We start from the raw sequence: 25,451 nt of genomic DNA, 5'->3' as shown, positions 1-25,451 counted from the left end.
ATTTGCGGGAAGAGGCATGCGTGAGAGCACCGCCCATTGGGTGCCAACCTGATGTCCGCCGATCAGTGGGTGGCGTGATAAACGCAGGGATTGTGATACGAGGGGTGATGGCCGAGGTCAGAGTGTTCCGGTCAGCTGCTGCAATTCAGGGCTCACGTTCGCCCCGGTGCGTGGCGTGTAGAGCATGATCCTGAAGTCGACGCGTTCGACGAAGCCGAGAGAGATGTGCTCGAAAGAAAGGATCCTCTGGTCGGGGCACCGGACCTCGACGTTACTCATCTCGCAATCTCTTATCTCGTGCCGTGCCCAGAGTTCGGCGAAGCGTGGACTGGTCGAGGAAAGCTTCCTGGCCATTCGATCGAAGCTCGGATCGTCTGGGAAACGTGCCGCCTGGACACGGAACTGGCCGACGAGCTGCACCGCGATTTCGTTCCACTGTGGATACCGGCTTTCGGTCAGCGGATCTGTAAAGAACGCCGAGAGGTAGTTGTAGTCCGTGTCGTCGATGCCGAGAACCGAACGCGCGATCGCGTTCGCGGCCAATGTGTTCCAGTAGCGATCAACGACATAGGCGGGCGCCGGAAGCCATCCGTCGACGACTCGCTGGAGATGGGGCGTGACTCCAGTAGGCGCCGTCATCGCTGGTGGCGGCAGTTTGCCGGCGAGTCGGTACAGGTGTGCTCGCTCCGTGGAGTCCAGTCGCAGGGCACCGCCGACTGCATCGAGAACGCCATTGGAGACTTGGATGTCCCGACCCTGTTCGAGCCACGTGTACCACGAGGCGCTCACCCCGGCCAGCACGGCGACCTCCTCGCGACGCAGACCCGGTGTATGACGTCGGCCGGCCTCCGGTAGCCCTACATCGCCCGGAGAAATACGAGCTCTGCGGGACCGAAGAAAATGGCGTAGCGCCTCTCGTCTCGTACCTTGACCATCCACTCTTGAGTGTTCGGATGTCACGCCGCCGAAGCTAGATCAGCCCAATAGTCATGTCAATTACTCACAGAAGGTTTTCTTGAATCACATACCGTGATGGCAATTCAACCACCAGTGACAAACACTGCTTCTTGCAGGCATGTAAGCTCTCGCCAGTGACGTATGAGGCGGTAATGCCAGCCCTGTCGCATCTAGGGCGATATTCTCCCTTTTTGTCCTTCTGTAGCATGGTGTCGCGATCGGAGTGGAACGTGCCAGCCCGCAAGTGATTTACTGGTGTAAATAGTAATAGTATTGGAAATGACCCTAGTCGGATAAGTAGATGAATCACGACTATGTCGCCACCGAGCGGCCTACTTGGGCTGCCGTTACGGGTTTGAGTCGGCCTGCGAGCCGGCCCGTCTCACGCCCTCGGATCGGCCGATGGCCCGAAGGCCTGAGCGCGGCACGTCGGCTGCGTTGGCGATCCCGGCCATCGGTCGAGGAAGGACTCAATCCACTCTCGTTGTCATTGACAAATATCGATGCATTGAGTTGGGTAGGAGCGTAATGTCGCGACTAAATGAGAAGGCCGGGGCTGGCAGCGTGCGGGGAGCAGACGACATTGCCTCTGCCGGGCGGGCGACCTCCGGCAAGATCAAGATCACCGCACTTGCCACCGGATTCGTCATGGCGAGCCTGGACATCACCGTGGTGAACGTCGCCGGAGCGACGATCCAGGCACGGCTGCACACCACGCTCACCGAGCTCACCTGGGTTGTGGACGGCTACGTCCTCACCTTCGCCTCGCTGCTGCTCCTCGGGGGTGGCGTGGCCAACCGCGTGGGCGCGAAGACCGCGTACATGAGAGGCATGGGGGTCTTCTTCGTCGCATCCCTGGCGTGCGCGCTCGCTCCCAGCGGTGGCGCGCTCATCGGCGCTCGGCTCGTCCAGGGGGCCGGGGCCGCGCTGTTCATGCCGAGTTCCCTGGCCTTGCTCGTGTACTCCTTCCCTGATCGGCGGGAGCGCACGAGGATGCTGGGTCTGTGGTCCGCCATCGTGGCGGCTTCGGCCGGGTTCGGGCCGACGATCGGCGGCATCGTGGTCAACGCGCTCGGCTGGCGAAGTGTCTTTCTGCTGAACCTGCCGATCGGCCTTGTCGGCATGCTGATGACGCATCGCCACATCGCCCCCGCCGCCGGCCGCTCCACAAGACTGGCCGTGCCCGGGCACATCGTGTGGATCACCGCGCTCGCCGCGCTGAGCTACGCGCTGATCGAAGGACCTCATCTGGGCTGGTACGCCGCGTCGGTCCTTGTGGCGTTCGCCGTGGGCGTCATCGCCACCGGACTGCTGGTGGCACGCGAACGCCGTACCGATAACCCGATCATGCCCTGGGCGCTGTTCCGAGACCCCTGCTTCTCCGGGGCCAACGCCGTCGGTTTTCTCTTCAACCTCGCCCTGTTCGGCAATCTCTTCATGCTCGGCCTGTTCTTCCAGCACGCGCGAGGTGCCAGCCCGTTCCGGGCCGGGCTGGAGCTGCTGCCGGTGACCTTCTCCTTTCCGCTGGCCAACGTCGTGTTCTCCCGGGTCTCCGCGAGATTCACGAACGGCACGCTGCTCACGGTCTTCCTTCTCGTAGCCGGAGTGGCGTCCATCTCCATGATCGGGGTGTCACCCGGCACCCCCTACTGGGTGATGGCCGTCGTCATCGGGGTCGCCAACGTCGGAGCCGGGGTCATCGCTCCCGCCATGACGGCGGCCCTGGTGGACGCGGCGGGACGCGAACACGCCAACATCGGCGGTTCGATGCTGAACGCCAACCGCCAGCTCGGCTCGCTTGTCGGCGTCGCGGCGGTCGGTGCCGTGCTGCACGTCGCACACGACTGGTACCAGGGCGCCTCGGCCTCGTTCCTGCTCGTCGGCGTCGTCTATCTCATCGGTGCGCTCTGCGCCTGGCGGCTCATCGCACAGCCCGGGGGCGAGAAACGCCCTTCCCCTCGGTTTCAATGACGATGTTCGGCTCCCTCGACGTCGACGTCGACGTCGACGTCGAGGGAGAGCTCGCCCAGCTCGGCCCCACCGGCTACCCGCCCCTGCGCGTCCGCGACACCCACTTCCGATGGCCGCCTGGCAAGTCCGGAGCACCTCCCCCAGTCGTACGGCTGGGGCTTTCTGTGGTGTCCGCGAGGGCCTCGGTCAGGTGTTCGGCGCCTGCGGCGCCTCTTACAAGCTCAATCGGCTCGGGAGCGAAAGCGAGCTTTCGCTCCTCTCGCCTCAATCGCTTGTGCCGACGTAGCCCGCGAGGTGCTCGCCGGTGAGGGTGGAGCGGGCGGCGACGAGGTCGGCGGGTGCGCCCTCGAAGACGATCCGGCCACCGTCGTGACCGGCGCCGGGGCCGAGGTCGATGATCCAGTCGGCGTGCGCCATGACCGCCTGGTGGTGCTCGATGACGATGACCGACTTGCCGGAGTCGACGAGCCGGTCGAGCAGGCCGAGCAGCTGCTCGACGTCGGCGAGGTGCAGGCCGGTGGTCGGCTCGTCGAGGACGTAGACGCCGCCCTTCTCGGACATGTGGGTGGCCAGCTTGAGCCGCTGCCGCTCGCCGCCGGACAGTGTCGTGAGCGGCTGGCCGAGGCTGAGGTAGCCGAGACCGACATCGGCGAGGCGCTGGAGGATCTTGTGCGCCGCCGGGATCCGCGCCTCGCCGGCGCCGAAGAACTCCTCGGCCTCGATCACCGGCATCGCGAGCACCTCGCTGATGTCGCGGCCGCCGAGGTGATATTCCAGCACCGAAGCCTCGAACCGCTTCCCCTCGCACTCCTCGCAGGTGGTGGCGACGCCGGCCATCATCGCCAGGTCGGTGTAGATGACGCCGGCGCCGTTGCAGGTGGGGCAGGCACCCTCGGAGTTGGCGCTGAACAGCGCCGGCTTCACGCCGTTGGCCTTCGCGAACGCCTTGCGGATCGGGTCGAGCAGGCCGGTGTACGTCGCCGGGTTGCTCCGCCGCGAGCCGCGGATCGCGCCCTGGTCGATCGACACCACACCCGCGCCGGGCGGGATCGACCCGTGCACGAGCGAGCTCTTGCCGGAGCCGGCGACGCCGGTGATGACGACGAGCACCCCGAGCGGGATGTCGACGTCGACGTCCTGGAGGTTGTGGGAGGTGGCGCCGCGGATCTCCAGCGTGCCGGTGGGTGTGCGCACCGTCTCCTTGAGGGCGGCCCGGTCGTCGAGATGGCGGCCGGTGATGGTGCCGCTGGACCGCAGCCCCTCGACGGTGCCCTCGAAGCAGACGGTGCCGCCCGCCGTACCGGCGCGGGGGCCCAGGTCGACGACGTGGTCGGCGATCGCGATCGCCTCTGGCTTGTGCTCTACGACGAGCACCGTGTTGCCCTTGTCCCGCAGCCGCAGCAGCAGGTCGTTCATCCGCTGGATGTCATGGGGGTGCAGGCCGATGGTCGGCTCGTCGAACACGTAGGTGACGTCGGTGAGTGAGGAGCCGAGGTGGCGGATCATCTTGACGCGCTGCGCCTCACCGCCCGACAGCGTGCCCGACGGCCGGTCCAGCGAGAGGTAGCCCAGTCCGATCTCCACGAACGAGTCGAGAGTCTCCCCCAGCGCCTCCAGCAGCGGCCCCACCGACGGTTCGTCCAGGCCGCGCACCCATGCGGCCAGGTCGCTGATCTGCATCGCGCACGCGTCGGCGATGCTGATCCCCTTGATCTTCGACGACCGGGCCGCCTCACTGAGCCGGGTGCCACCGCACTCGGGGCAAGTGGTGAAGGTGACCGCCCGGTCCACGAACGCCCGAATATGCGGCTGCAGCGCCTCCCGGTCCTTGGACAGGAACGACTTCTGGATTCTCGGGATCAGCCCCTCGTACGTCAGGTTGACGTTGTCGACCTTGATCTTGGTCGGCTCCTTGTAGAGCAGGTCATGCAGCTCGGTCTTGGTGTATTCGCGGATCGGCTTGTCCGGGTCGAAGAAGCCGGCGCCGCTGAAGATGCGGCCGTACCAGCCGTCGACGCTGTAGCCGGGGATCGTCAGCGCACCCTCGTTGATCGACTTGGTGTCGTCGTACAGCGCGGACAGGTCGAAGTCGGTGACCATGCCCCGGCCTTCGCAGCGCAGGCACATGCCGCCGGTGATGCTGAAGTCGCGCCGCTCCTTCACGGTCCGCCCGGCGCGCTCCAGGGTGACCGCGCCGGCTCCGCTGATCGAGGCGACGTTGAAGGAGAATGCCTGGGACGAGCCGATGTGCGGCTGCCCGAGCCTGCTGAACAGGATGCGCAGCATCGCGTTGGCGTCGGTGGCGGTGCCGACCGTGGATCGTGGGTCGGCGCCCATCCGCTGCTGGTCGACGATGATCGCGGTCGTCAGGCCGTCCAGTACGTCGACGTCCGGCCGCGCCATCGTCGGCATGAAGCCCTGCACGAAGGCGCTGTAGGTCTCGTTGATCAGCCGCTGCGACTCCGCGGCGATCGTGCCGAACACCAGGGAGCTCTTGCCCGAGCCGGAGACGCCGGTGAACACCGTCAGCCGGCGCTTCGGGATCTCGATCCTGACGTCCTTGAGATTGTTCACGCGTGCGCCGTGCACGCGGATCAAATCGTGGCTGTCGGCAACGTGCAGCGCAGGCGACTGCATGTCCGTCCTCGTGGCAATGCTCATCGTGTCTCCATCTTTTAGGCGGGGCCGCCTTCGCGGCTCCGTCGGCGTCGCCTGGCTCGATCTGACCAGCCTTGAGCAGTACGACCGGTTCTCCCCCGTCAGCGCGGTCGCGGCAACGGTCCCCTGTCTACCTGATCGGCGCTGTCGGCCGGGGTGGGCGGTCAAGGCTGAGGAGGGCGTCGACCTCTTCACGGGACTCGGCCCCGCGGTTGAAGACCGCCGCGCGGAGGCCGGCGCCGTCCTCATTGACGCCCGCATCCTTCGCGAGGGGACCTGGTGGCATCAGGCCGAACCTGCACGTTCCAGGGGCCGGGCGAAAGTCGGCGTACTTGTTGCCGTAGTCCCTGTCGACCGTCACGCCCGCGGCTGCTCGGCCGGAGGCCGCACGCGGTTGTGCTCCCTGATCCATTCCACCAGCGCGCGGTTCGCCGGCGAGGCTGCTGTGCTCGCTCGTTCAGGAACTGCTCGACGGCTGCGTGCGTCAACTCATCAATCACCATGGCTTCGATGGTAACGTTCATGTTCCAGTTTAAGGTTGACTCAATAACTGCGGGCAACAGTGGCAACAACCTTAAACAGGGGCGATACCTGGAGGAGAACTCATGAGGCCCGTGGACTTGGCGCGGCCGCACGGACTGTCCGGCCAGGCGGTCCGCAACTACGAAGCGGCCGGCATCCTGCCCGCCGCCGAGCGCACCCCCTCGGGCTATCGGCACTACACCAGCGAGCACGCCGCCGCGTTGCGGACCTTTCTCGCCCTGATCCCGGCCCACGGCCACGCCGCAGCCCGGTCGATCATGACGCTGCTCAACACCGGCCGAACCGACGAGGCACTCACCGTCATCGACCGCAGCCATGCCGAACTGCTCACCGACCGGCAAACTCTGGACGCGATCGAGCAAGCACTCACGGAGCTGACTCCCGCACCCGACGAGCGACCGACCCACCGCCCCACCACGATCGGCGCCCTGGCCCACCGGCTCGGCCTCCGCCCAGCCACACTGCGACGGTGGGAAGGAGCCGGCCTGCTACACCCGAACCGAGATCCCGCCACCGGGTACCGGACCTACACCCCCAGCGACATCCGAGACGCCAACATCGTCCACCAGCTACGGCGCAGCGGATACCTCCTCACCCAGATCGCGCCGCTCCTGGGCGAACTACGCGACGCCACATCCCCCGCCTCGGCCGCGTCCGCGATCGCCGACCGTCGCAACCGCCTCCACACCCGCGCCCTCGCCATGCTCCACGCGTCCGCCGAGACCGGTCACTATCTCCACGAGCAGGGCCGGCACACGGACCACAGCTGATGCCACCACGCTTATCGGTCCACTCCGAGGTTGATCCATCGTCCTGGTGCAGCGTGAGGGATTTGCGCTGGTCACCAGCAGGGCTGGACCGGCCTCGGCGCAGGCCTCAACCTGGTGCCGGTGGACGGCGATGATGAGATCCGCCGCAGACCTTCTTCCTGCCGATCAGGTCCGGCAGCCGTTTGAGGGCCTGCACAACCGGGGCACCGGCCTCGGACCGCGCGGAAGTCGATGACGTCGACCAGGAGCCGGATGAAGCGGTGCACCGTGCCGTAGCAGGCGACCAGCTCGGCCCGCCCCTCCCCATGTCGTCCCCGTCCGTATCCGGGACGAGCCCGGCGATCCTGGCCAGCGCGGCAGCCAGCTGCTCGCGCGGCACGACCTGCGAGCTGCCGCGTTTCATGCGGGCCTCCTTCGCGCGGCGCTGCGGCACTCGACCAATGGGATGTGCCACCCGGAGCTGTCACATACCGCGATGTCGTTTTGTCTTAGCTGATGAGCCGGAGGGCAACGGTCACCACGTCGCGCTCCGGCTCATCAGAGGCCACGGCGCATGGCCGATGTTGATGGATGACCTACACCACGGTGACTGAACGTAGGGAGGCAGGGGCTCGCGTCAGGCGAGCCGCGACGACCGCATGGCTTTTGACATTGAGAACTACACTCGCACGTCTCGGGGAATTACCTGGGATGATCTTCCGCTGAGTGATTTTCGCGATCGTCCCCTGTCACCGCAGGCGGTGGTGAGCCTGCGGTACATGTGCGACATCGAGTACCACACGGTCTGTTACATGCGCGACATCCTCGTCACGCCGTCACACCGGGATCCCGTTGTGACGGCGTTCATGACCATGTGGAATGTCGAGGAATTCTGGCACGGTGAGGCCCTCGCCGCGGTCCTCGGCATGCATGCCGTCCACGTCGGCCATGAGCACCTCGCGGCCGTTCGCCGCGACGGGGGCTGGCGCGACCGGCTGGACCCGATCAAGCAGTCGCTTCTCGCCAATATCGTCGGGGACGACTTCGTAGCCGTCCATATGGCGTGGGGCGCGGTCAATGAATGGTCGGCGATCGCCGCATACAAACGCCTTGCCGTACTTGAGGACCACCCGGTTCTGTCGGCACTGCTGGAGCGGATCGTCCGGCAGGAGAGCCGCCATGTCGCCTTCTACGCGACGCAGGCGCGTGATCGGCTGGCACGCAGCGAGAAGGCCCGGAGGCTGACGCGGTTCGCCCTGCGGAGATTCTGGGCTCCGGTCGGATCAGGCGTCATGCCCGAGGCAGCCGTACGACAAAGTCTGCGACACCTCATGAGCGGACCCGACGGCCGCCGGGCGGCCCACGGAATCGATGCACACCTTCAGAAGCTGCCGGGCTTGGCGAACCTGCACATCGTCGAAGCCGCACTCGACTCACGCGGCATCGTCTAATGAATACCTGATGGCGATCGGTGACACAGACGAAAAGGTCAGGGAACACCCCAGTGAGCAGCGACGACGACCGTCCGTCCTACCCAGAGGAGAGACCGTTGCCGCTGGCGATGCGCCGCGCAGACGGCGCGGAACCGTGGCCCGGCTACCACGACGACCTGGAGATGCAGGTCGCGCTGGTGGACTCGATCGTCGGCGAGGGCGGCCGGTCGATCGCCGAAGCCGGCGAGCTCGCCGACCTGCTGGCCGCGCTGCCCCGCGACATGAGCGTCCACCTCGACCCGATCGAGTGGGCGGCCGGGCCCGCACCGTGGGGAGTCAGCACGGTGATCGCCCGCCGGATCATGCTGACCGAGCGGCACCCCGAACCCGCCGGGCCCGCCTACCCCGACGGGTGGGAGGGATTCGTGCCGGGCCTCGAACTCCAGACGGTGTTCCTGCCCGAAGGCCTCCCACACGACCATGTCCCCGCCAAGGACGAACTGCGGCCCGCGGCGGTCTACCACCAGACCGAAGACGCCCTGGACCACAATCGCATCGCCGACGCCCTACGCGGCACCGCCGGGCTGCTCAACGGCCTCTCCGCAAGGATCGAGGACGAGGTGCTTGAGTTCCTGCCCGCCGGCCACCCCGTCCGCGCCGCCCTGGCCGCCGAGACCAGGCGCATGCTCGATCAGGCGCTGACCCTGGTCGACCTTGCCGAGACCGCCGCCGAACAGGAAGAGTCCTCGTGAACGAAGACGAGGCCGACCACACCGCCGGCCTCCGTCCGGACGGGCCTGCGCAACCCCAGGCTGGTGCCCTGTCGTATTGGACTGTGTCGTATTCAGGTGCTCGGGCGGCCCGCGAGCATGATCGCGACGGCCTGGCTTCGCTGCGGGTCAGGGGACGATCACCACGCCGCCGCGCACGCCGCCTTGGGCCAGCCGGTCGTGGGCGGCCGCCGCGTCGGCGAAGGGGTACACGCCGGCGACCCGGAGCGGGATGTCGCCGCTGGTGACGAGTTTGACCAGTTCGCCCAGCCGGGATCCGTCGGGTCGCACCTCCAGCGCGAATGTCCGGATTCCCCGCACCGGTTCCGGGCGAAGCGGGGGTGACGCGGCCACGTAGCCGCCGCCGTCGCGGATGAGGTCCAGCAGCGACGGGCCGATCACCGCCAGGTCGATGACCGCGTCGAACGTCCCCGTCGGATCGCCGGAGCGCGGCAGGAAAGCCGCGCCCAGCGACTCGACGAACTCACGGTCGTCGGCTCCGGCGAGTCCTGTGGCGTGCAGGCCGGTCGCCCGGGCCAGCGCCAGGACGAACCCGCCGACCTGCCCGGCGGCGCCGGTGACGAGCACGGTCGAACCCGCCGGGAGCGCCAGCAGGTCGAGGGCCTGGGCGGCGGCGAGGCCGTTGGTCGGCAGGGTCGCCGCCTCGGTGGCGGGGACGCCGGTGGGTGCGGAGGTCAGCCAGGCGGCATCGAGCAGCACGTACTCCGCGTGGGCACCGACCGTGGTTTGCAGCCATGGCGAGAAGCCGATGACCTCGTCGCCGATCGTGAACTCCTCGACCGATGGGCCGACCGCGTCGACGGTGCCGGCGACGTCCCAGCCGGGCGTGTACGGCAAACCGGTCGGCAGCGGGGCCGGGAACCGACCAGAGCGGACCATCAGGTCGACCGGGTGCACAACGGACGCGGCGACCCGCACCCGCACCTGCCCCGGCCCGGGCTCGTGCACCGGCACGTCGGCCACGTGCAGGACCTCCGGCCCTCCGAACTGTGAATAGCTGACTGCGCGCATCGCCGTCTCCTCGTGGGACCTCGTGATCACCACGACCGTACGAATCAAAGGAACTGTGAGAAAGTAGGCACCGTGAAGTGCCTAGGGCACCACAGGAGGGGAAGATGGCGACGACGACCGCGGCACAGCGCCGTGAACAGGCAAAACGCGACTACGACGCGTTCCTGGAAGGCTGTCCGACCCGTGAGCTGCTGAGCAGACTCACCGACAAGTGGGTCGCGCTGGTGATCCCGGCTCTCGCCAGCGGCCCGCAGCGGCACGGCGAGCTCGCCCACCGCATCGCCGGCGTCAGCCAGAAGATGCTCACCCAGACCCTGCGGACGCTGGAGCGCGACGGACTGGTCACCCGCACGGTCACCGCCTCGGTACCCGTCCGCGTCGACTACGCGCTCACCCCGCTCGGCCATGAACTGTTCCCGGTCATGATCGCGATCAAGGACTGGGCGGAGACGCACATGGACCGCGTCTTCGAAGCCCGCGCCCAATTCGACGCACGCCCCTGAAACACAGGACGCCGACCACCTCATAGCGGCCTCCAGGCCTCGCAGGTGTACGCGCCTGATGCGATACGACTCAGAGGACCGGTCGTCAGCAGGACCATCCGAACGAAAAGTCACGCCAATGTCAGTCACGACGGTTCGCTAGCGCGGATTTTCGTTCCGATGCTCGTCAAGCCCCGCGAAGTCCGGGCTGGCCTGCTCGTAGCGGCGCGCAGCAGCAGCTCTGGCGCCCCGGCCCGCGGTGATCGCCCGCGCCCGGACCTTGTCGTACTTCACCCCCTGCCGGGCCCGCACCTGCTTGCGGTGCAGCTTGGCCGTCCGCGACGCCCCGTGATCCGGCTCGACATCGGCTCCCAGCTCCAGACAGCGCCGGACGTGGTCGACCACCACCTCCGGTATCTCCTCCCGCGGGCAGAACCGCGCCATCTTCTGGAAGCACTTGAGATCCATCACCTGCGCGAACCACGCCTCAGGCGTCTTGGTCCGCTCCCGCGACCAGGCGATCTCCTCCGCCGTCGGGGTGAAGAACACGTGCAGCACCCGCGCCGAGGTCAGCTTCTTGAACTGCGAGTAGGCGGTGCGCTCGATCAACGTCACTCGCGGAGCCCTTTCCGAAACACCTCGAACCAGGACCCGCGCACCGTAACGGACTGCAACGATCCAATATCACACAGTTCACCGAACCGTGATCAAATCAACGCGAACGGTCACACATCAACCTGTTCGCACCACCGCTGACCAGCCCGTTGGCCCCTTTCAGGCTTACTTGGTCTGCCCCTCATGGTCGTGCGGTGGTTCCCTCTCCCATGCAAGCTCTGGCTGGGGCGGACCGGAGGCCGCCAGAGGCCGGTGGTTCCGAAGGCGAGTGCCCAGTTGCCGAGGTGCCCCGGATGCTCGCTGGCGGCCAGGACCAGTGCGATGAACTGGCGGGTGTGAACAACAGCGGCTGCTTCGACGATCAGCTGCTCCCCGGAGTGTGTTCCAAGCCCGGAATCAGTGCCGCTGTGGATGCTCTTGATCTTGCTCCGGGGTGACCATCGCGGCCAGTTCGTAGGCGGGTGAGCGGTCGAGTGAGTCACGGGCCCGGTCATAGCGCCGGGTGGTGCGCGGATCGGCGTGGCCGGCGAAGTCCTGCACCACGTGCAACGGCCGCCCGTCCCCCAGCGCGATGGTGATCGCCGAATGCCGGAACGAGTGCGGGGAGATCGCATGGGTGACCCCGGCCGCGCGGGCGACTCGGTTGACCAGCTTCCAGGCATACGACTGCCCCAGCCGCCGGCCGGTGCGGGACACGAAGAGCAGCCCGTCGCGGGGGTGCTCCCGTTCCTCCAGGTAGCGCTGCACCGCCGCCAGCGCCGCCGGGGGAATCGCGAACCGTTTGACCTGGCCGCCCTTGATGGCCAGGTCCAGGACCTGATGGCCGCGGTCTTGGCTCAGCTGCTCGATCCGGGCGTCCAGGATCGAGCTGATCCGCCCTGCCGTGGCGAACATCAACCACAACAGCGCGTACGTGCGCGCCGATTCGTGATCGGCGGCATGGCGGAGGATCGCGGTGACCTGGTCCCGCGACAGTCCCCGCGTGCGGGAGGCCTGGGTGTCCAGCCGGGGTCGCTCGGCGCCCTCGAAGGGGTTGATCGCCGCGCACTGCTCCCGGACCAGGTAGGTGTACCACGATGAGACCGCCGCAATGCGGCGGCCGATGCTGGCGCGGGCCAGCCCTGATTCCTTCAACGCCGCGATGTACAAATCCGCCGCCGCGGTGGTCGCCGTCGCCGGCACGCAGCCGCGCGCGGCGCACCACGACACCCACCAGCTCACGTCGCGGACATAGGCGATGCGCGTATGTGGTGACTCACGTCTGCCCGAGACCAGCCACATCGCGGTCGCCCGCAGCCCTGCCTCCGGCATCCCCGCCACCCGCAGCAGGCTCGCCAACTCATGCGGTGTCCGGGCCGGTGGGGCGCCGCGTAGCTCCACCGAAGCCGATGCCGCAGAGGCCACCACCTCCACGCCCACCGCCATCGATCACCACCAGATTTTCGGGTCGGCCGACCGTCATCTTCGTCGGGTCACCGTCGTTCGGTGACGCCCATGCATCGCATGCCCGGCCTCGTCCGGAAAGGTACCGCGTTCAGGTATGGCACGCACAGCGGCGACGCCGTAGGCCGATGGGCCTGAGATCGCTGTCGCGAGTTCCTTGGCATGGTGGCCGCGGCAGTGGCCGCGTGTGATCTCCGGGGCGCAGCGGCTGTAGGTCGTTCCGGCCTCAGCGGCTCACAGCGGTCTCCCGCTCCACACGCGACAGCTTCTCGGGATTGCGCACGTAGTAGAGGCCGGTGACGTAGCCGTCCTCGATCCGCATCGCCATCACGCCGTCGATCTCCCCGTTGAGTCGGACGAGCAGCGCCGGGCCACCATTGACCTCTACCGGCTCGACCGACATTTCGGCGCCGACCGTGTTCAAACCGGCGGCGTACAGTCGAGCCACCTTGTCGGCCCCCACGATGGGCCGCGGCACGGCCTGTTTGACTCCGCCGCCGTCGCTCAGGGCGACGACGTCCGGCGCGAGGATGTCGAGCAGGCTCTGTAGGTCGCCCGTCTCGACCGCCCGTTGGAAGGCCCCGAGCGCAGCCCGGGTCTCAGCCGGGGACACGACGCCGCGCGGGCGGCGCGCGGCGACATGGGCCCGTGCCCGGTGGGCGATCTGGCGGACGGCGGCGGGGGTCTTGTCGACGGCTTCGGCGATCTCGTCGTACTCCAGATCGAACACCTCGCGCAGCACGAACACCGCCCGCTCGGTCGGCCCGAGTGTCTCCAGTACCAGCAGCATGGACATTGAGACGCTGTCGGCGAGCTCGACGTCCTCGGCCACGTCGGGCGCGGTAAGCAGCGGCTCGGGCAGCCAGGGCCCTACGTAGGACTCCTTGCGGCGGCTGAGCGTACGCAGCCGGGTGAGTGCCTGGCGGGTGGTGATCCGGACGAGGTACGCACGCTGATCCCGCACCGTGGCCAGATCGACGCCCGCCCACCGCAGCCATGTCTCCTGCAGGACGTCTTCGGCGTCGGCGACCGAGCCGAGCATCTCGTAGGCGACGGTGAACAGCAGGTTGCGGTGGGCGACGAACGCCTCGGTGGCAGGGTCCGGGCGACCGTCCCCGCTCATGTCCCCCGCCTCGACCTCCGGCGCGGTCCGCGACGCAGCCGACGCCTCGGGGGTCCGGAACGTTCTGGCCATGGGTGCTCCTGTCTCTTCACTCCTGACTGTGCCACCCATAAGACGCCGGGCCCCGGCGTCTTGTGACACCACGACGGCAAAGAGCAGAACGGGGCTGACCGCGCCGGCGCCTGTCTGTGGCGCGCGTCACGTAGGTGCGCTGTCACAGGGATCGGGTCGCCGGCATCTCATGTTCGCCCAGTCACCCTCAACAGGAGACCGACATGGACGCTCGCTTGAACCTCTTCGCCAGCCCGGTCGCAGCCAAGTTCGGGAAGCACATCGTCTCGGCGGGCAAGGTGCTCGCGGACTCGACGCTGCCGGCCGCGACGCAGGAACTGGTGAAGCTCCGCGCCAGTCAGATCAATGGCTGCGGCTTCTGCACCGACATGCACGCCAAGGACGCCGCGCACGCCGGGGAGACCTCCACCCGCATCAACCTGGTCGCGGCCTGGCGGGAGGCCACGGTGTTCACCGACGCCGAGCGCGCCGCCCTGGAGTTGACCGAGCAGGGCACCCGCATCGCCGACGCGGCCGGTGGCGTCACCGACGAGGCCTGGGCGAACGCCGCCAAGCACTACGACGAGGACCAGCTCGCCGCCCTGGTGTGCGCCATCGCCCTCATCAACGCCTTCAACCGCCTGAACGTCATCGTCCAGCAGCCCGCCGGCGACTACCAGCCCGGCCAGTTCGGCCTCTGAGGAGGATCGGAACGGCCAGTAGCGACAACGGACCGATCTTGATTCCGGTTCGGTGAACCGGCCATCTGCGCTGGTCAGCGGCCCTACGTTCCGGCTCATGCCAGTTGATTTCCTGTCTGACGATCAGGTCTCCCGCTATGGCCGGTTCGCGGCCGAGCCGACGCCCGGTGAGCTGGAGCAGTTCTTCCGCCTTGACGTGCCGGGGCTGGAGGCTGCCCGCTCGAAGCGGTCGCCGGCGAACCGGCTCGGCTTCACGGTGCTGTGGGGCTCGGTGCGGATGCTTGGGGTGTTCCCGACCGAGGACCTGGCGGTGGTGCCGGCCGTGGTGGTGCGGTTCGCGGCCGAGCAGCTCGGCGTCGAGGCGTCCGAGTGGGCCGGGTACGGGGTGCGGAAGCAGAGCCGCTACGAGCATGCCTGGGAGATCCGGGACGCGTTCGGCTACCGCGAGTTCGGCGAGGCGGAGCAGGAGGTGCGCGCCTTCCTGGCGGCGCGGGTGTGGGCGTCGGTGGAGGGGCCGCGGGCGCTGTTCGACCGGGCGGTGGTGTGGCTGGTGGACAACCGGGTGCTGCTGCCGGGGATCACGACGCTGACCCGGCTGGTGGCCGAGACACGGGCCCAGGAGCTGGCCGAGCTGTACCGGACGCTGGACGAGGCGGTGCCGAGCGAGCTGCGGCAGGCGATGCGCGAGCTGCTGAAGGTGCCGCCCGGGAAGCGGGTCTCGGAGCTGGAGCGGCTGCGGACCGGGCCGGTGCGGGTGTCGGGCACGGCAATGCGCGAAGCCCTGGACCGCGCCCGGGAAGTGCGGGCGCTCGGGGCCGGCCGGGTGGAGACGGGCGCGGTGCCGTCGGCGCGGATGGCGGCGCTGGCCCGGTACGGGCTGGGCTCGAAGGCGCCTACCTTGCGGGACCTGGAGGAGACCCGGAAGACCGCGACGATGCTGGCCACGGTCCGGCACCTGGAGACCGCCTCGGTGGACGACGCCCTGGACCTGCTCGACGTCCTGATGGGCAGCCGGCTGCTGGCGCGGGCCGAGCGGATCGGACGAGAGGAGAAGCTCAAGAGCCTGCCGAAGCTGAAGAAGGCGGCTGGACGGGTGGCCAAGGCGGTGGAGGTGCTGCTGGGCACCGCGCCCGCCACCCTAGACGGCGAGGCGGTATCGGTGCTGGACGCCTGGGAGGCGATCGAGAAGGTAGTGCCGCGCGCCAAGCTCGCGGAGGCGCTGAGCGTGATCGCCGAGTGCGTGCCGGACGGCGACGGGGACGAGGACGCGGAGTGGCGGGCAGCGCTGGCCTCCCGGTACGGCACGGTGCGCGGCTTCATCCGGCTGCTGGTGGACACCGTGGACTTCGGCGCGGTGGAGGCCGGGGCTCCGGTGGTGAAGGCGCTCAAGCAGCTGCCCCACCTGGTCGGCCGGCGCAAGGTCGCCGCGTCCGAGGTCGACCAGCAGTTGGTGACCGGCTCGTGGCGGCGCCTGGTGTTCGCCAACCCGGATGTCGAGCCGGGCTGCGTGGAGAAGGCGGCGTACTCGTTCTGCGTGCTGGAGCACCTGCACCGGGCGCTTCGGCGCCGGGACGTGTTCGCCAGGGACGGGGACCGGTGGGGCGACCCGCGGGCCAAACTGCTGGCGGGTGACCGCTGGGAGACGGCCGAGCCGACCGTGTTGACCGCACTCGGGCTCGAGGCGGAGCCGGCCGCGCACCTGGCCGAACTCGCCTCGGCCCTGCACGGCGCCTACCACCAGGTCGTCGCCGGGCTGCCGACGAACAGCGCGGTGACGGTGAAGGACGGCAAGCTGCAGCTGGACCGCCTCGGCCCCGCCCTCGAGCCGAATCTGATGCCGGCCTTCCGGCAGCTGGCCAACAGCATGCTGCCGAAGGTCGACTTCCCCGAGCTGCTGCTGGAGGTCGCCGAGCTGACCGGCATGACGACCGCGTTCACCCACATCTCCGGCGCCGATCCGCACATGGACGACTTCGAGGTCAGCGTGTGCGCGCTGCTGCTCGCGGAGGCCTGCAACGTCGGCCTGACCCCGGTCGCCAAGCCGAACGTGCCGGCGCTCACCCGCGCCCGGCTGGTCCAGGTCGACCAGGGCTACCTGCGGGCCGAGACCATCAGCGCCGCCAACGGGATGCTCATCGGCGCGCAGGCCAAGGTGGACATCGTCCGGGCCTGGGGCGGCGGGCTGGTCGCCTCTGCGGACGGGGTCCGCTTCACCGTGCCGGTCCAGACGATCCACGCGGGCTACAGCCCTCTCTACTTCGGCCTTCGCAAGAAGGGCGCCACCTGGTTGAACGTGGTCAATGACCAGGTCATGGGCCTGGGCGGAGTGGTGGTGCCCGGCACGCTGCGCGACTCGCTGTTCATCCTGGACGCGCTGCTGGGCCGCGACGGCGGACCGAAGCCGGAAACCGTGGTCACCGACACCGCCAGCTACAGCGACATCGTGTTCGGGCTGTTCGCGATCTGTGGCTACCAGTTCTCCCCGCGGATCGCGGACATCTCCGACGCGCGGCTGTGGCGCACCCACGCCAGCGCAGACTACGGGCCGCTGCAGGAGGTCTCCCGGCACACGGTGCGCTTGGACCGGGTCCGGGCGCACTGGGGCGACATGCTGCGGGTGGCCGGCTCCCCGACGCTCGGTGAGGTCCGCGGGCACGACCTGATCCGCATGCTGTCCCGGGACGGGCGCCCGACCGGTCTGGGTGATGCGTTCGCCCACTACGGGCGGATCTTCAAGACCCTGCAGTGCGCCACGAGGCGCTGGTCTGTTCGGACGGGGGTGAGATACCGCCGTCGCTCTGCCGTCGTAGCGGCGGGGTGAAGTGGGAGGCAGCCTGATCCGGGGGTCGCCGGGGAGGGTGGGAGCAGCCTCGACGAAGTCGGGTCGGTCTAGCACTACCGGATGGGCCGGGCCCGGTGAACGAGACGGGAAGGTATACGCGAGGAACCGGTGTCATTAAGCCTCTTCAATTTGGACCAGCTCCAACCCGGTGGATCTGGGCTGGGACGCGGTGCGCAACCGCCTGCAAAGGGCGGGGAACTCCTGGTCGGGCATTGTTGGTCTGGGCTGGGAGGCCACGGTGAATGACTACGGCGTAGCCGTGGCGATGCCGCAGGGGCAGAGCCGGGTGCCTAACCCGTCGACCGAACAGCAGTGAACGTGGGAACCGTCCGCGTACGTTCCCCACCCGCCCTCGGCCAGAGGGCCAAGGTGGGGATAGGTGCGACGCCGGCCGAAGGCGCGGACGGGGCGGAGCCGTCGTAGTACTCGGAGCCGGGGAGAGCCCGGCACGTGGGGAAGGACGGCAGCGTGCCAGTCAAGGAGAAGAGTGCAATGTCCGAAGACGCGTTGGTGAATACCAGCGCTGTGGAGTGGCCGGATCCAGATTCGGCGCACTTCGCGGTACGGAGAATGCAGATCAAGTTGCACCGCTGGGCGGGAGAGGATTCGTCCCGCCGCTTCGGTGATCTGTTCAACCTCGTCTATGACCCGGCGTTCTTGGTGAATGCGTGGGAACGCGTCGCCTCCAACGTCGGGGCGAGGACCTCGGGGATTGACGGGGTCACAGTGGCCCGTGTCGAAACCAGAATCGGGGTGGAGAGGTTCCTGGGGCACATTCGGGACTCGCTGAAGTCTGGTGCGTTCGAGCCGGTCGAAGTGCGGCAGGTGATGATTCCCAAGGGGAGCGGAAAGCTCCGCAAGTTGGGGATCCCCACCGTCGCCGACCGAGTGGTCCAGGCCAGCCTCAAGGCGGTGCTCGAACCAATTTTCGAGGCGGATTTTCTGCCGTGCTCGTATGGGTTCCGCCCCAACCGGCGCGCACACGACGCCATTTCCGAGATCCACTTCCTCGCGTCCAACCCCAGGAACTACCAATGGGTGCTGGAGGCGGACATCAAGTCGTGCTTTGACGAGATCGATCACACGGCGCTGGTGGGTCGTCTGCGAGCAAGGATCAAGGATAAGCGGATGTGTGCGCTGGTGAAGGCGTTCCTGAAATCCGGGGTCATGACGACCTTCGGAGAGGTGGAAGACACCTGGACCGGAACACCCCAGGGCGGGATCTTGTCACCGCTGCTGGCCAACATCGCCCTGTCGGCGCTGGACGAACACTTCGACCGGCAATGGCAGGAGACGATGAGCACTTGCAAGCGGCGGGCCACACGCAAGAAGAAGGGCCTGGGCAATTGGAGGATCGTCCGATTCGCGGACGACTTCGTCCTGATGGTGTCGGGCGACCGGCGCCATGCCGAGGCACTGCGTGAGGAGGTGGCAGGTGTGCTCGCCCCGCTGGGGATGCGCCTGGCACCGGAGAAGACCCGCGTGGTCCACATCGACGAGGGCTTTGACTTCCTCGGCTTCAACATCCGCAGGCAGCGGAAGCGGGGAACGCAGAAGCATTACATCTACACCAAGCCGTCCAAGAAGGCGATCCAGTCGATCAAGGACAAGGTGAAGGAGAAAGTGAACAGGTCAACCCTGCACCTGGACCTGGGCGAGCTGCTGATCAGCTTGAACAGGATGTTGCGGGGCTGGGCGAACTACTTCAGATACGGAGTGTCAAAGCAGGTGTTCCACGCGATCGACCACCATGCGTGGCACCGCGTCGCCAAGTGGATCCACCACAAACACTCCCGGCTCAGATGGCAAGATCTGCGCCGCCGGTTCTGCCGACCGGGAACCTGGACCATCGCCCACAACGGAGTCGAGTTCACTGGCACATCCAGCGTCAAAGTGACCCGCTACCGCTACCGCGGCAGCAAGATCCCGACTCCATGGACCCCGAAGCCGGGAGCCGTCACCATCGGCGGCTGACCAGCGGGAAAGGCACGTGGAGCGCCCGATGCGCGGAGACGCGCACGTCGGGTGCGGCGGGCGGGCCGGGGAAACGGACTGGCTGCAAGGCCAGCACCGCGCCCCGGTCCGACCCAACCCTGCTGCAGTTCATCTCCGACGACGGATACCGCCGCATGATCGGCAAGCAGCTGAACATCACCGAGGCCCGCCATCGTCTGGCCCGCAGGATCTTCTTCGGTCAGCGCGGCGAGCTGCGGCAGAACTACCGCGAGGGCATGGAAGACCAGCTCGGCGCCCTTGGCTTGGCCCTGAACGCCGTGGTGCTGTGGAACAGCCTCTACCTGGACCGGGAGGCCAAGCAACTCGCCGCTGACGGCTTCCCCGTCACCGACGACCTGCTGGCTCGCCTGTCACCGCTGCAGTTCGACCACATCAACTTCCTCGGCCGCTACGCGTTCTTCCGCCCGCAGGAGGCCGGCCGCAGGCCGCTACGCGAACCCTCGACCGGCGGGGAGGACGACGGCGAGCGGTAGGAGCGCCGATCACGCGATGGAAGGGCTGCGCGGACTTGCGAAGGCCGTGCCCGGATGGCGACGGCATTCCTGGCGGGCTTGGTCGGACCGCGCATTGCGCGGTCCGACGCTTCACGGGATGAACTTCACCTCTGGGAAGGCCACGCTCGGACCGTCGAGCAGATGTCCCCGGCGGTGTCGCAGGTGCAGGTCGAAGAACGCGAGGGGGTAGGCCTGCTGGATCCGGACCGCCCGAGCCGGATCTAGGGCGCCGATCATCTCCTGAATCTGCTGGTTGGTCATGCCGAGGACCTTGCCCGCTTGCGGGATCAGTGTCGCGTCGTCGCCGTACGTCTTGTGAATGGCCCCGTCGGCCTGGATGTTCAGCCGCCAACCGCGAAGGTGTGTCCAGAACTCGGCGACGTCCGGCATGGTGGCCCGGGTAAACGAAGCGGTCATCATCATGAACGGCCGGTCCAGGTCGGAGGTGATGGTCGGCTGCATCGGACCGTCGATACTGAGCCCGGCGCCAACGCGCTGGTCGGCGAGCATAGTGAGCGCAGTGGCGGTGCCACCCTTCGACCAGCCGAACGCGCCGATGCACCTCGGGTCGAGGGCGCCGAGCAGTCCCTGGGGCAGTGGCCTGCCGTCGACGTCGGGGTTGTGCCCGGCAGCAAGGCCCTCGACGACGTCGAGCACGAACCGGAGGTCCGTGGCGAAGTCCCGGGGCCCCAGGAACGGCGGGACCTCTGCCGGAACGGTGAGCCGGCCGTCGGGGAACTCGCTGAACGCGTCGTACGTGTGGTCGACGGTGACCACGGCGTAGCCGTGGCTGGCGAGTTCCTGGACCATGATGGTGTGGTCGCCACGATGGCCGCCCGCGCCGTGCGAGTACACGACGACGGGCAGGCGGTGGCCCGTTTGGTGCACGGGTGCGCCCACGTGTGCGGCGGTGAGTGGGCCGAGGGCGGGATCGAGGGGGAAGCCGACGTCCGCCAGAAACGCCCGCAGCGCACCCTGGGTCATCCAGGGAGCATGCGGCAGGGCCTTCGTCTTGCAAGCGGGGTACCAGACGCTGGCCATCAACTCGCGGTGATGCCCCGGGCCGGCCACAGGATCCGGACGCGAGGTGTCGACGAGGTGGAGCGGCACCGTGCCCACCGGGTGCGGCCCGGTGGGCCTGGGCAGCGTGAGCTGCGACGGACCGGGGGCGGTCGGAGCCGCCCACGCCTGGCGCGCTGCGCTGATCGGCACGGCGGCCCCGACCCCCGTCACCAGCGCGGCTGCGAGCAAGCGACGGCGCGTCACGTCCGTCGTGGTGACCGGTGTGATGGTCACGTGTCCTCCCTGGGTTTCTTGGACGGTGTTCGGCGTGCTGCCCGGGTCCGCCGGACGTCGGCGGGAGCCGCTCACGGCTCACCACGGTTCGCCGGGGTCCGGATCAGGACTCCGGGGCTGAGCTGCCGTGCTCGATCTGGTGGATGAGGCGCTTGAGCTGGGCGACCTCGTCCCGCAGGGCGCGGTCGCCCGCGGGGGTGGGGGAGAGCCAGGTGCGGGCGCGTTTACCCTCGTAGCCCTTCTCGATATCGACCAGTCCAGCCTTCTCCAGGATGGCGAGGTGCTGGCTGAGGTTTCCGGCGGTGAGGCCGAGTGCCGTGCGCAGGAAGCCGAACTCGACCCGGCGCGCCTGGTGGGCGACGGTGAGGATGCCGAGGCGGACGCGCTGGTGGACCACGTCGTCCAGACCGGTGACGGGGTGCTGTTCGGGCTGATCGGTCATGACGCATTGCGCCTGCGGGGCAGCTCGGCCAGGCCAAAGCCGAGGGCGCCGAGCAGGAGGAGCACGCCGGGGACGGCGTAGCGGGGCAGGAAGAACCAAGGCGAGGTGAAGGGGATCCCCGACCAACCGGTGGGCAGCGGCACCAATTCGATGGCCACATACACCGCGGTGAGCAGCAGCAGGACCCGGCTGCGTTCCACCCAGGACAGCACCAGCAGCGGCAGCCCAACGGCCGTGGCGTTCCCCACGAGTCGCTCGAGGAACCTCGTCATCTCGGAGCTGGGGTCGAGGTGTAGGCCCCAGAAGTCGAGTGGTTCACCGGGCCGCGGGATCCCGTGGCGGGTGCTCCAGAAGGAGGTGGCGGCCACCACACCGAGCAGGGCGATGCCGGTGAGGATGTAGGGCCGGACCGGGGTGCCGACGCCGCGGTTGCGGGAGCGGCGGATGTAGAAGAACGCCGTCGCCGCATAGGCGAGGGCAATCCCGATGGGCCAGTAGAGCGGCGACCCCTGCTTGACGACGGTGCAGCCCACGCCTGCGGCGGGGGCGGTCGCCGGGCAGGGAACGGTCAGGACCTGGAACGTGAAGCGGCTGACCAGGATTCCCCCCAACATGAGCACGCCGAGCAGCAGGAGAGGAAACCAGGTGCCGCGCTGAGCGGCTCGGACCTTGCGGGTCAATTCACCGAGACCGGCGAGGACTTCGTGAGGCGTGCCTTGCAAGGGCATCGAAGCGTCTGTCACCCAGTCAGCTTTGCATCACAAACCAGTTATGGCAAGAAATCTGTGTGCACTCCAAGATCGGATCCGGCAAACCCGGTAGTCCGAGGTCGACCCCGCTGGCTTGCGTTGATGCCCAGGGGCCATCAAGTCCTCGTCCCAACACCTTCAGGCGCGCGCCGATAGAACAGAGGCTTCAATAAACCATCGTTTACTGAAGACCAGCAGCCGGACCGCCCGACGGCCCCTCAGGGCCTTCAAAAACTCCTTCAAAAACCAGGCTTGTTCAAGAAGTACGGCACACCGTTTTCTGACAGAATCCCGGGCGTGAGCACCCCCTCCGAGCCCGACGTCTTCGACCTCCTGGTCGCCGAACCCGCCCACCGCACCGAGATCCTCATCGGCTACGCCCGGGTCTCCACCGGCGGGCAAAAGCTCGACCGCCAGATCGACGCACTCACCGCCGCCGGGTGCCGACGCATCTTCGCCGACAAGAAGTCCGGCAAGGACGACCTCCGGCCCGAGCTCAAGGCCTGCCACGCCTTCCTCGCCGCCGGCGACACCCTGGTGGTCCCCGCGCTCGACCGCTACGGCCGCTCCCTCAAGGACTTGGTGAACATGGTCGGTGAACTGCGCCGCCGGGAGATCGGGTTCTGCTCGCTGCACGAGCGCCTGGACACCACCACCCCCGGCGGCCGGCTCGTCTTCCACGTCTTCGCCGCGCTCGCCGAGTTCATCCGCGAGCTGATCGTTTCCGGCACCCGCGAGGGCTTGGACGCCGCACGCGCCCGCGGCCGGGTCGGCGGCCGCCCGACCGTCGCCACCCCTGAGATCATCCGCGCCGCCCGCGACATGCTCCCCAACCCCGAGAACTCGATCACCTCGATCGCCAAGATCCTCGGCGTCAGCCCCGGCACTCTCTACAACCACATCCCCGACCTGCAGGAACTCCGCGCCTCCGGCCGCATCCCCGGGCAGCTCACCTCAAGCTGACTGCTACCGCTACTGGCCGTTCCGATCCTCCCCGGAGGCCAGTTCGGATAACCAGAGATCTTCCACCCCCCTTCCGCACTCTGGGCGCGCTCAAGACGTTCGCGCTCGTGGTCATCATTGGAGAACCTCATGAACCTCGCTCTGTGGATCGCCGCCGGGCTGCTGGCCGTCGTCTTCCTGTTCAGTGGCACCACCAAGCTGGTCGCGCCCAAACAGAAGCTGGCCGCCGCCCCCGGCAGGGGATGGACCGGAGACGCCGGCGTCGGCTTCGTCAAGGCCCTCGGAGCCCTCGAGATCCTGGGTGCGGTAGGCCTGATCCTGCCCGCCGCGCTCGATATCGCACCGATGCTGGTGCCGCTGGCCGCTGTCTGTGCGGTGTTGCTGATGGTCGGCGCGATGATCACGCACCTCCGCCGTCACGAGGCCATCGCCGTCGGGGCGAACCTGGTCTATCTCGCCCTGGCCGCCTTCGTGGCGTGGGGCTGCTTGGGCCCCGCGTCCTTCATCGGCTGACCGGGTGCGGCGTCCACCCGTCCCCATGGGGTCGAGTGCTGTGGAGGCGATCTTGAATAGGTACTCCGCGCGCGGATACGACAGCCGGGCCCGCCCGGTGGTCGGGCAGACGTCGGTGGCCGCGGGGGTGCATGGTCCGGAGACAGGGGTGCGGCGGTCGGCCAGGAACACCGGCCCGCTGGTCCGGCCGTTCAGCATCCCCTCGCTGAAGGCCGACCTCACCGTCCGCATCACCGGGACCAACGCCCCGGAGCTCGGCAGCGGCCGGCCGGCCCGCCTCGAAGGCACCGGCACGGCCACCGGCACCTAAGAGGGCAAGGAGGTCACCGGCTGGAATTACGTCGAGATGGTCGGCAACTGGTCGAAGTGACATCCGCCTCGCCCACGCCCGCGTACTGCGGTCGCGCCCGTCGTGACCAGACCCGACCGTGAACGCAGACGGCGCCCAGGCCAGGCGATCGTGGCCGCGCGAGCGTCGAACCGACACCACTCAGGGTCCGAAGCGATGCTGTGCTTTTGCTATTCAGTGACGTCGGGGTTACTGGCCAAGATCTCCTCGGTGGTCTGCCAGAGCCGGGGCAGGAACCGGGTGACCTCTGCGGCGCGGTCGAGAAGATCAGCGGTGGAGGCGAGACCGAGGTCCGCGACGGCTTCCTGGAACGCCGGAGCGAGGGCCTCGTGCAGCTGGGGAGCGTCCGTGGCCAGGATGGTATGGCAGCGGGCGAAGGTTGCGATGATCCAGAAGACCGCCTCGTGGTGGTCGCCGCGGTCGATGAGGGTCTGGCTTCCGTCGATGGCGATAGGCCGTGCGGTGGGGGTGATGTCGCTGCTGAAGAAGAACGGGGTCTTCGCCACCTGAACGGTGGCGTCGAAGGTTGCGGCGAGTTCGCGCAGATGGTGCTGGACCCGTTGCGGTGGCAGGTGCGGGCAGCCGAGGAGGGCGAGGAGCTCCGGGTAGAGGCTGAGGTGGCCGTAGTCGGCGAGGACCTCGCGTGCGGCCGGGTAGCGCAAACGGACGGTGGGGTTGCGCAGGGCGGCGACGAGGAGCACGTGGCAGGTCACGCCGGTGGGGAACAGCCAGGCGCTCACCTGTTCGTGGAACGGTGCCGAGGTGTCGATCGCCCCGAGGCGGGTTTCGATCCGGTGGCGGGCGTCCTGGCGCCTGCGGCGGACCCAGGGCCGGGCGGTGAAACGGGGCGCGATGTGCGCGTGCAGCTTACGCAGATGGCCGGTGGGATCATTGATGATCGCGTCGGTACGGAAGCTGCCGGCCAGGTGGTAGGAGGCGAGAACGTCGTCCACGGAGGCAAGCTGTGCCCAGGGCAGGTAGCTGACTTCCAGCAGGGCGCCCTGGTGGCGGAGTTTCCCCGGCTTGGCCGGCGGGGTGTCGGCGGCGGTGACGACGAAGATGTCGATGTCGGAGGACGGTGGCAGTTCGGCATCGTCCGGCAACCCGACGGTCGAGCCGCTGAAGTAAGCGCCCCGAAAGCCGGCATCGGATTGGGCATGCTCGGCAACCCACTGGACCGCGGCGGAACGTGCGAGCCCGACCTTCATCGACGAATCCCCCAGGTGACGCGTGCGAGATGATCATTGTTTCAGCTTGCT

At 68.1% G+C, this 25,451-nt stretch carries 22 protein-coding genes and 1 pseudogene; 13 read left to right on the top strand and 10 right to left on the bottom strand.

The genetic code is table 11. The annotated features are described in order from the left end of the window. Nucleotides 1-117: 117 nt before the first annotated feature. Nucleotides 118-939: a helix-turn-helix transcriptional regulator gene (locus NE236_RS44285; protein WP_252840524.1), complete on the bottom strand. Its 822-nt coding sequence runs from the start codon at nt 937-939 to the stop codon at nt 118-120. 546 nt (nt 940-1,485) lie between these two features. Here NE236_RS44285 and NE236_RS03640 point away from each other — a divergent pair. Continuing rightward, entirely contained in the window at nt 1,486-2,928 is a 1,443-nt protein-coding gene (locus NE236_RS03640) for an MFS transporter (RefSeq protein ID WP_252840330.1), read from the top strand. A 264-nt stretch (nt 2,929-3,192) separates the two neighbouring features. On the opposite strand, the gene NE236_RS03635 is transcribed toward NE236_RS03640, so the two are convergent. Next, entirely contained in the window at nt 3,193-5,589 is a 2,397-nt protein-coding gene (locus tag NE236_RS03635; protein WP_252840329.1) for an ATP-binding cassette domain-containing protein, read from the bottom strand. Nucleotides 5,590-6,191: 602 nt separating this feature from the next. On the opposite strand from NE236_RS03635, the gene NE236_RS03630 reads away from it, so the two are divergent. From NE236_RS03630 to NE236_RS03620, 3 genes are all read left to right on the top strand, one after another. Continuing rightward, nucleotides 6,192-6,899: a MerR family transcriptional regulator gene (locus tag NE236_RS03630; protein WP_252840328.1), complete on the top strand. Its 708-nt coding sequence runs from the start codon at nt 6,192-6,194 to the stop codon at nt 6,897-6,899. Nucleotides 6,900-7,657: 758 nt separating this feature from the next. Then, nucleotides 7,658-8,329: a ferritin family protein gene (locus tag NE236_RS03625; protein WP_252840327.1), complete on the top strand. Its 672-nt coding sequence runs from the start codon at nt 7,658-7,660 to the stop codon at nt 8,327-8,329. Between the two features lie 53 nt (nt 8,330-8,382). Beyond that, on the top strand, nt 8,383-9,063 hold the full coding sequence (locus NE236_RS03620; protein ID WP_252840326.1) for a hypothetical protein: 681 nt from the start codon (nt 8,383-8,385) through the stop codon (nt 9,061-9,063). Between the two features lie 147 nt (nt 9,064-9,210). On the opposite strand, the gene NE236_RS03615 is transcribed toward NE236_RS03620, so the two are convergent. Further along, complete coding sequence (locus NE236_RS03615; RefSeq protein WP_252840325.1) at nt 9,211-10,113, bottom strand: NADP-dependent oxidoreductase; 903 nt, start codon at nt 10,111-10,113, stop codon at nt 9,211-9,213. A gap of 104 nt (nt 10,114-10,217) precedes the next feature. Here NE236_RS03615 and NE236_RS03610 point away from each other — a divergent pair, with 104 nt between their 5' ends. Then, on the top strand, nt 10,218-10,616 hold the full coding sequence (locus NE236_RS03610; RefSeq protein ID WP_132600282.1) for a winged helix-turn-helix transcriptional regulator: 399 nt from the start codon (nt 10,218-10,220) through the stop codon (nt 10,614-10,616). Nucleotides 10,617-10,820: 204 nt separating this feature from the next. On the opposite strand, the pseudogene NE236_RS03605 reads toward NE236_RS03610, so the two are convergent. The 3 genes and pseudogenes from NE236_RS03605 to NE236_RS03595 form a co-directional block, all read right to left on the bottom strand. Continuing rightward, nucleotides 10,821-11,210, bottom strand: a pseudogene (locus tag NE236_RS03605) (DUF4158 domain-containing protein); the annotation flags it as partial. Between the two features lie 396 nt (nt 11,211-11,606). Then, nucleotides 11,607-12,635 carry a tyrosine-type recombinase/integrase gene (locus tag NE236_RS03600; protein WP_252840323.1) on the bottom strand — a complete coding sequence of 343 codons (1,029 nt, stop codon included), beginning with the start codon at nt 12,633-12,635 and terminating at the stop codon, nt 11,607-11,609. 244 nt (nt 12,636-12,879) lie between these two features. Next, complete coding sequence (locus tag NE236_RS03595; RefSeq protein ID WP_252840523.1) at nt 12,880-13,776, bottom strand: RNA polymerase sigma-70 factor; 897 nt, start codon at nt 13,774-13,776, stop codon at nt 12,880-12,882. Between the two features lie 275 nt (nt 13,777-14,051). Between NE236_RS03595 and NE236_RS03590 the strand changes: the two genes are divergently transcribed. From NE236_RS03590 to NE236_RS03570, 5 genes are all read left to right on the top strand, one after another. Then, nucleotides 14,052-14,528 carry a carboxymuconolactone decarboxylase family protein gene (locus tag NE236_RS03590; RefSeq protein ID WP_252840322.1) on the top strand — a complete coding sequence of 159 codons (477 nt, stop codon included), beginning with the start codon at nt 14,052-14,054 and terminating at the stop codon, nt 14,526-14,528. Between the two features lie 97 nt (nt 14,529-14,625). Further along, nucleotides 14,626-17,349, top strand: coding sequence for a Tn3 family transposase (locus NE236_RS03585; protein ID WP_252840321.1), 2,724 nt, complete (start codon nt 14,626-14,628; stop codon nt 17,347-17,349). 169 nt (nt 17,350-17,518) lie between these two features. Continuing rightward, nucleotides 17,519-17,686, top strand: a complete 168-nt coding sequence (locus NE236_RS03580) for a hypothetical protein (protein WP_252840320.1) — start codon at nt 17,519-17,521, stop codon at nt 17,684-17,686. A gap of 176 nt (nt 17,687-17,862) precedes the next feature. Beyond that, complete coding sequence (gene ltrA, locus NE236_RS03575) at nt 17,863-19,344, top strand: group II intron reverse transcriptase/maturase (protein WP_252840319.1); 1,482 nt, start codon at nt 17,863-17,865, stop codon at nt 19,342-19,344. Continuing rightward, nucleotides 19,305-19,859 carry a Tn3 family transposase gene (locus tag NE236_RS03570; protein ID WP_252840318.1) on the top strand — a complete coding sequence of 185 codons (555 nt, stop codon included), beginning with the start codon at nt 19,305-19,307 and terminating at the stop codon, nt 19,857-19,859. The genes ltrA and NE236_RS03570 overlap by 40 nt, the downstream gene beginning before the upstream one ends. 111 nt (nt 19,860-19,970) lie before the next feature. Here NE236_RS03570 and NE236_RS03565 read toward each other — a convergent pair whose 3' ends face one another. The 3 genes from NE236_RS03565 to NE236_RS03555 all read right to left on the bottom strand — a co-directional run bounded on the left by NE236_RS03565 (nt 19,971) and on the right by NE236_RS03555 (nt 22,346). Then, nucleotides 19,971-21,176, bottom strand: coding sequence for an alpha/beta hydrolase family protein (locus NE236_RS03565; protein WP_252840317.1), 1,206 nt, complete (start codon nt 21,174-21,176; stop codon nt 19,971-19,973). 103 nt (nt 21,177-21,279) lie between these two features. Continuing rightward, entirely contained in the window at nt 21,280-21,618 is a 339-nt protein-coding gene (locus NE236_RS03560; RefSeq protein WP_252840316.1) for a transcriptional regulator, read from the bottom strand. Then, complete coding sequence (locus NE236_RS03555) at nt 21,615-22,346, bottom strand: hypothetical protein (protein ID WP_252840315.1); 732 nt, start codon at nt 22,344-22,346, stop codon at nt 21,615-21,617. The genes NE236_RS03560 and NE236_RS03555 overlap by 4 nt, the downstream gene beginning before the upstream one ends. Before the next feature lie 318 nt (nt 22,347-22,664). Here NE236_RS03555 and NE236_RS03550 point away from each other — a divergent pair, with 318 nt between their 5' ends. The 3 genes from NE236_RS03550 (at nt 22,665) to NE236_RS03540 (ending at nt 24,153) form a co-directional block, all read left to right on the top strand. Further along, on the top strand, nt 22,665-23,330 hold the full coding sequence (locus tag NE236_RS03550) for a recombinase family protein (RefSeq protein ID WP_345429661.1): 666 nt from the start codon (nt 22,665-22,667) through the stop codon (nt 23,328-23,330). A gap of 129 nt (nt 23,331-23,459) precedes the next feature. Continuing rightward, nucleotides 23,460-23,843, top strand: coding sequence for a DoxX family protein (locus NE236_RS03545; RefSeq protein ID WP_252840314.1), 384 nt, complete (start codon nt 23,460-23,462; stop codon nt 23,841-23,843). A gap of 52 nt (nt 23,844-23,895) precedes the next feature. Next, complete coding sequence (locus NE236_RS03540; protein WP_252840313.1) at nt 23,896-24,153, top strand: hypothetical protein; 258 nt, start codon at nt 23,896-23,898, stop codon at nt 24,151-24,153. A 209-nt stretch (nt 24,154-24,362) separates the two neighbouring features. Here the strand turns inward: NE236_RS03540 and NE236_RS03535 are convergent, their stop codons facing one another. Then, nucleotides 24,363-25,400: a hypothetical protein gene (locus tag NE236_RS03535; protein ID WP_252840312.1), complete on the bottom strand. Its 1,038-nt coding sequence runs from the start codon at nt 25,398-25,400 to the stop codon at nt 24,363-24,365. Between the last annotated feature and the right edge of the window lie 51 nt (nt 25,401-25,451).

The sequence above is a fragment of the Actinoallomurus purpureus genome, assembly GCF_024055795.1.
GTDB classification, from domain to species: Bacteria; Actinomycetota; Actinomycetes; order Streptosporangiales; family Streptosporangiaceae; genus Actinoallomurus; species Actinoallomurus purpureus.
This window is presented reverse-complemented; position numbering and strand designations above follow the sequence as displayed.

Bases quoted from the DNA above. Each gene is read 5' to 3' on its own strand.
- NE236_RS03595 (WP_252840523.1), bottom strand. From the start codon at position 13,776: ATGAGCGGGGACGGTCGCCCGGACCCTGCCACCGAGGCGTTCGTCGCC.
- NE236_RS03570 (WP_252840318.1), top strand. From the start codon at position 19,305: ATGGACCCCGAAGCCGGGAGCCGTCACCATCGGCGGCTGACCAGCGGG.
- NE236_RS03625 (WP_252840327.1), top strand. From the start codon at position 7,658: ATGTGCGACATCGAGTACCACACGGTCTGTTACATGCGCGACATCCTC.
- NE236_RS03615 (WP_252840325.1), bottom strand. From the start codon at position 10,113: ATGCGCGCAGTCAGCTATTCACAGTTCGGAGGGCCGGAGGTCCTGCAC.
- ltrA (WP_252840319.1), top strand. From the start codon at position 17,863: ATGTCCGAAGACGCGTTGGTGAATACCAGCGCTGTGGAGTGGCCGGAT.
- NE236_RS03635 (WP_252840329.1), bottom strand. From the start codon at position 5,589: ATGAGCATTGCCACGAGGACGGACATGCAGTCGCCTGCGCTGCACGTT.
- NE236_RS03545 (WP_252840314.1), top strand. From the start codon at position 23,460: ATGAACCTCGCTCTGTGGATCGCCGCCGGGCTGCTGGCCGTCGTCTTC.
- NE236_RS03590 (WP_252840322.1), top strand. From the start codon at position 14,052: ATGGACGCTCGCTTGAACCTCTTCGCCAGCCCGGTCGCAGCCAAGTTC.
- NE236_RS03600 (WP_252840323.1), bottom strand. From the start codon at position 12,635: ATGGCGGTGGGCGTGGAGGTGGTGGCCTCTGCGGCATCGGCTTCGGTG.
- NE236_RS03555 (WP_252840315.1), bottom strand. From the start codon at position 22,346: ATGCCCTTGCAAGGCACGCCTCACGAAGTCCTCGCCGGTCTCGGTGAA.
- NE236_RS03585 (WP_252840321.1), top strand. From the start codon at position 14,626: ATGCCAGTTGATTTCCTGTCTGACGATCAGGTCTCCCGCTATGGCCGG.
- NE236_RS03535 (WP_252840312.1), bottom strand. From the start codon at position 25,400: ATGAAGGTCGGGCTCGCACGTTCCGCCGCGGTCCAGTGGGTTGCCGAG.
- NE236_RS03630 (WP_252840328.1), top strand. From the start codon at position 6,192: ATGAGGCCCGTGGACTTGGCGCGGCCGCACGGACTGTCCGGCCAGGCG.
- NE236_RS03560 (WP_252840316.1), bottom strand. From the start codon at position 21,618: ATGACCGATCAGCCCGAACAGCACCCCGTCACCGGTCTGGACGACGTG.
- NE236_RS03610 (WP_132600282.1), top strand. From the start codon at position 10,218: ATGGCGACGACGACCGCGGCACAGCGCCGTGAACAGGCAAAACGCGAC.
- NE236_RS03640 (WP_252840330.1), top strand. From the start codon at position 1,486: ATGTCGCGACTAAATGAGAAGGCCGGGGCTGGCAGCGTGCGGGGAGCA.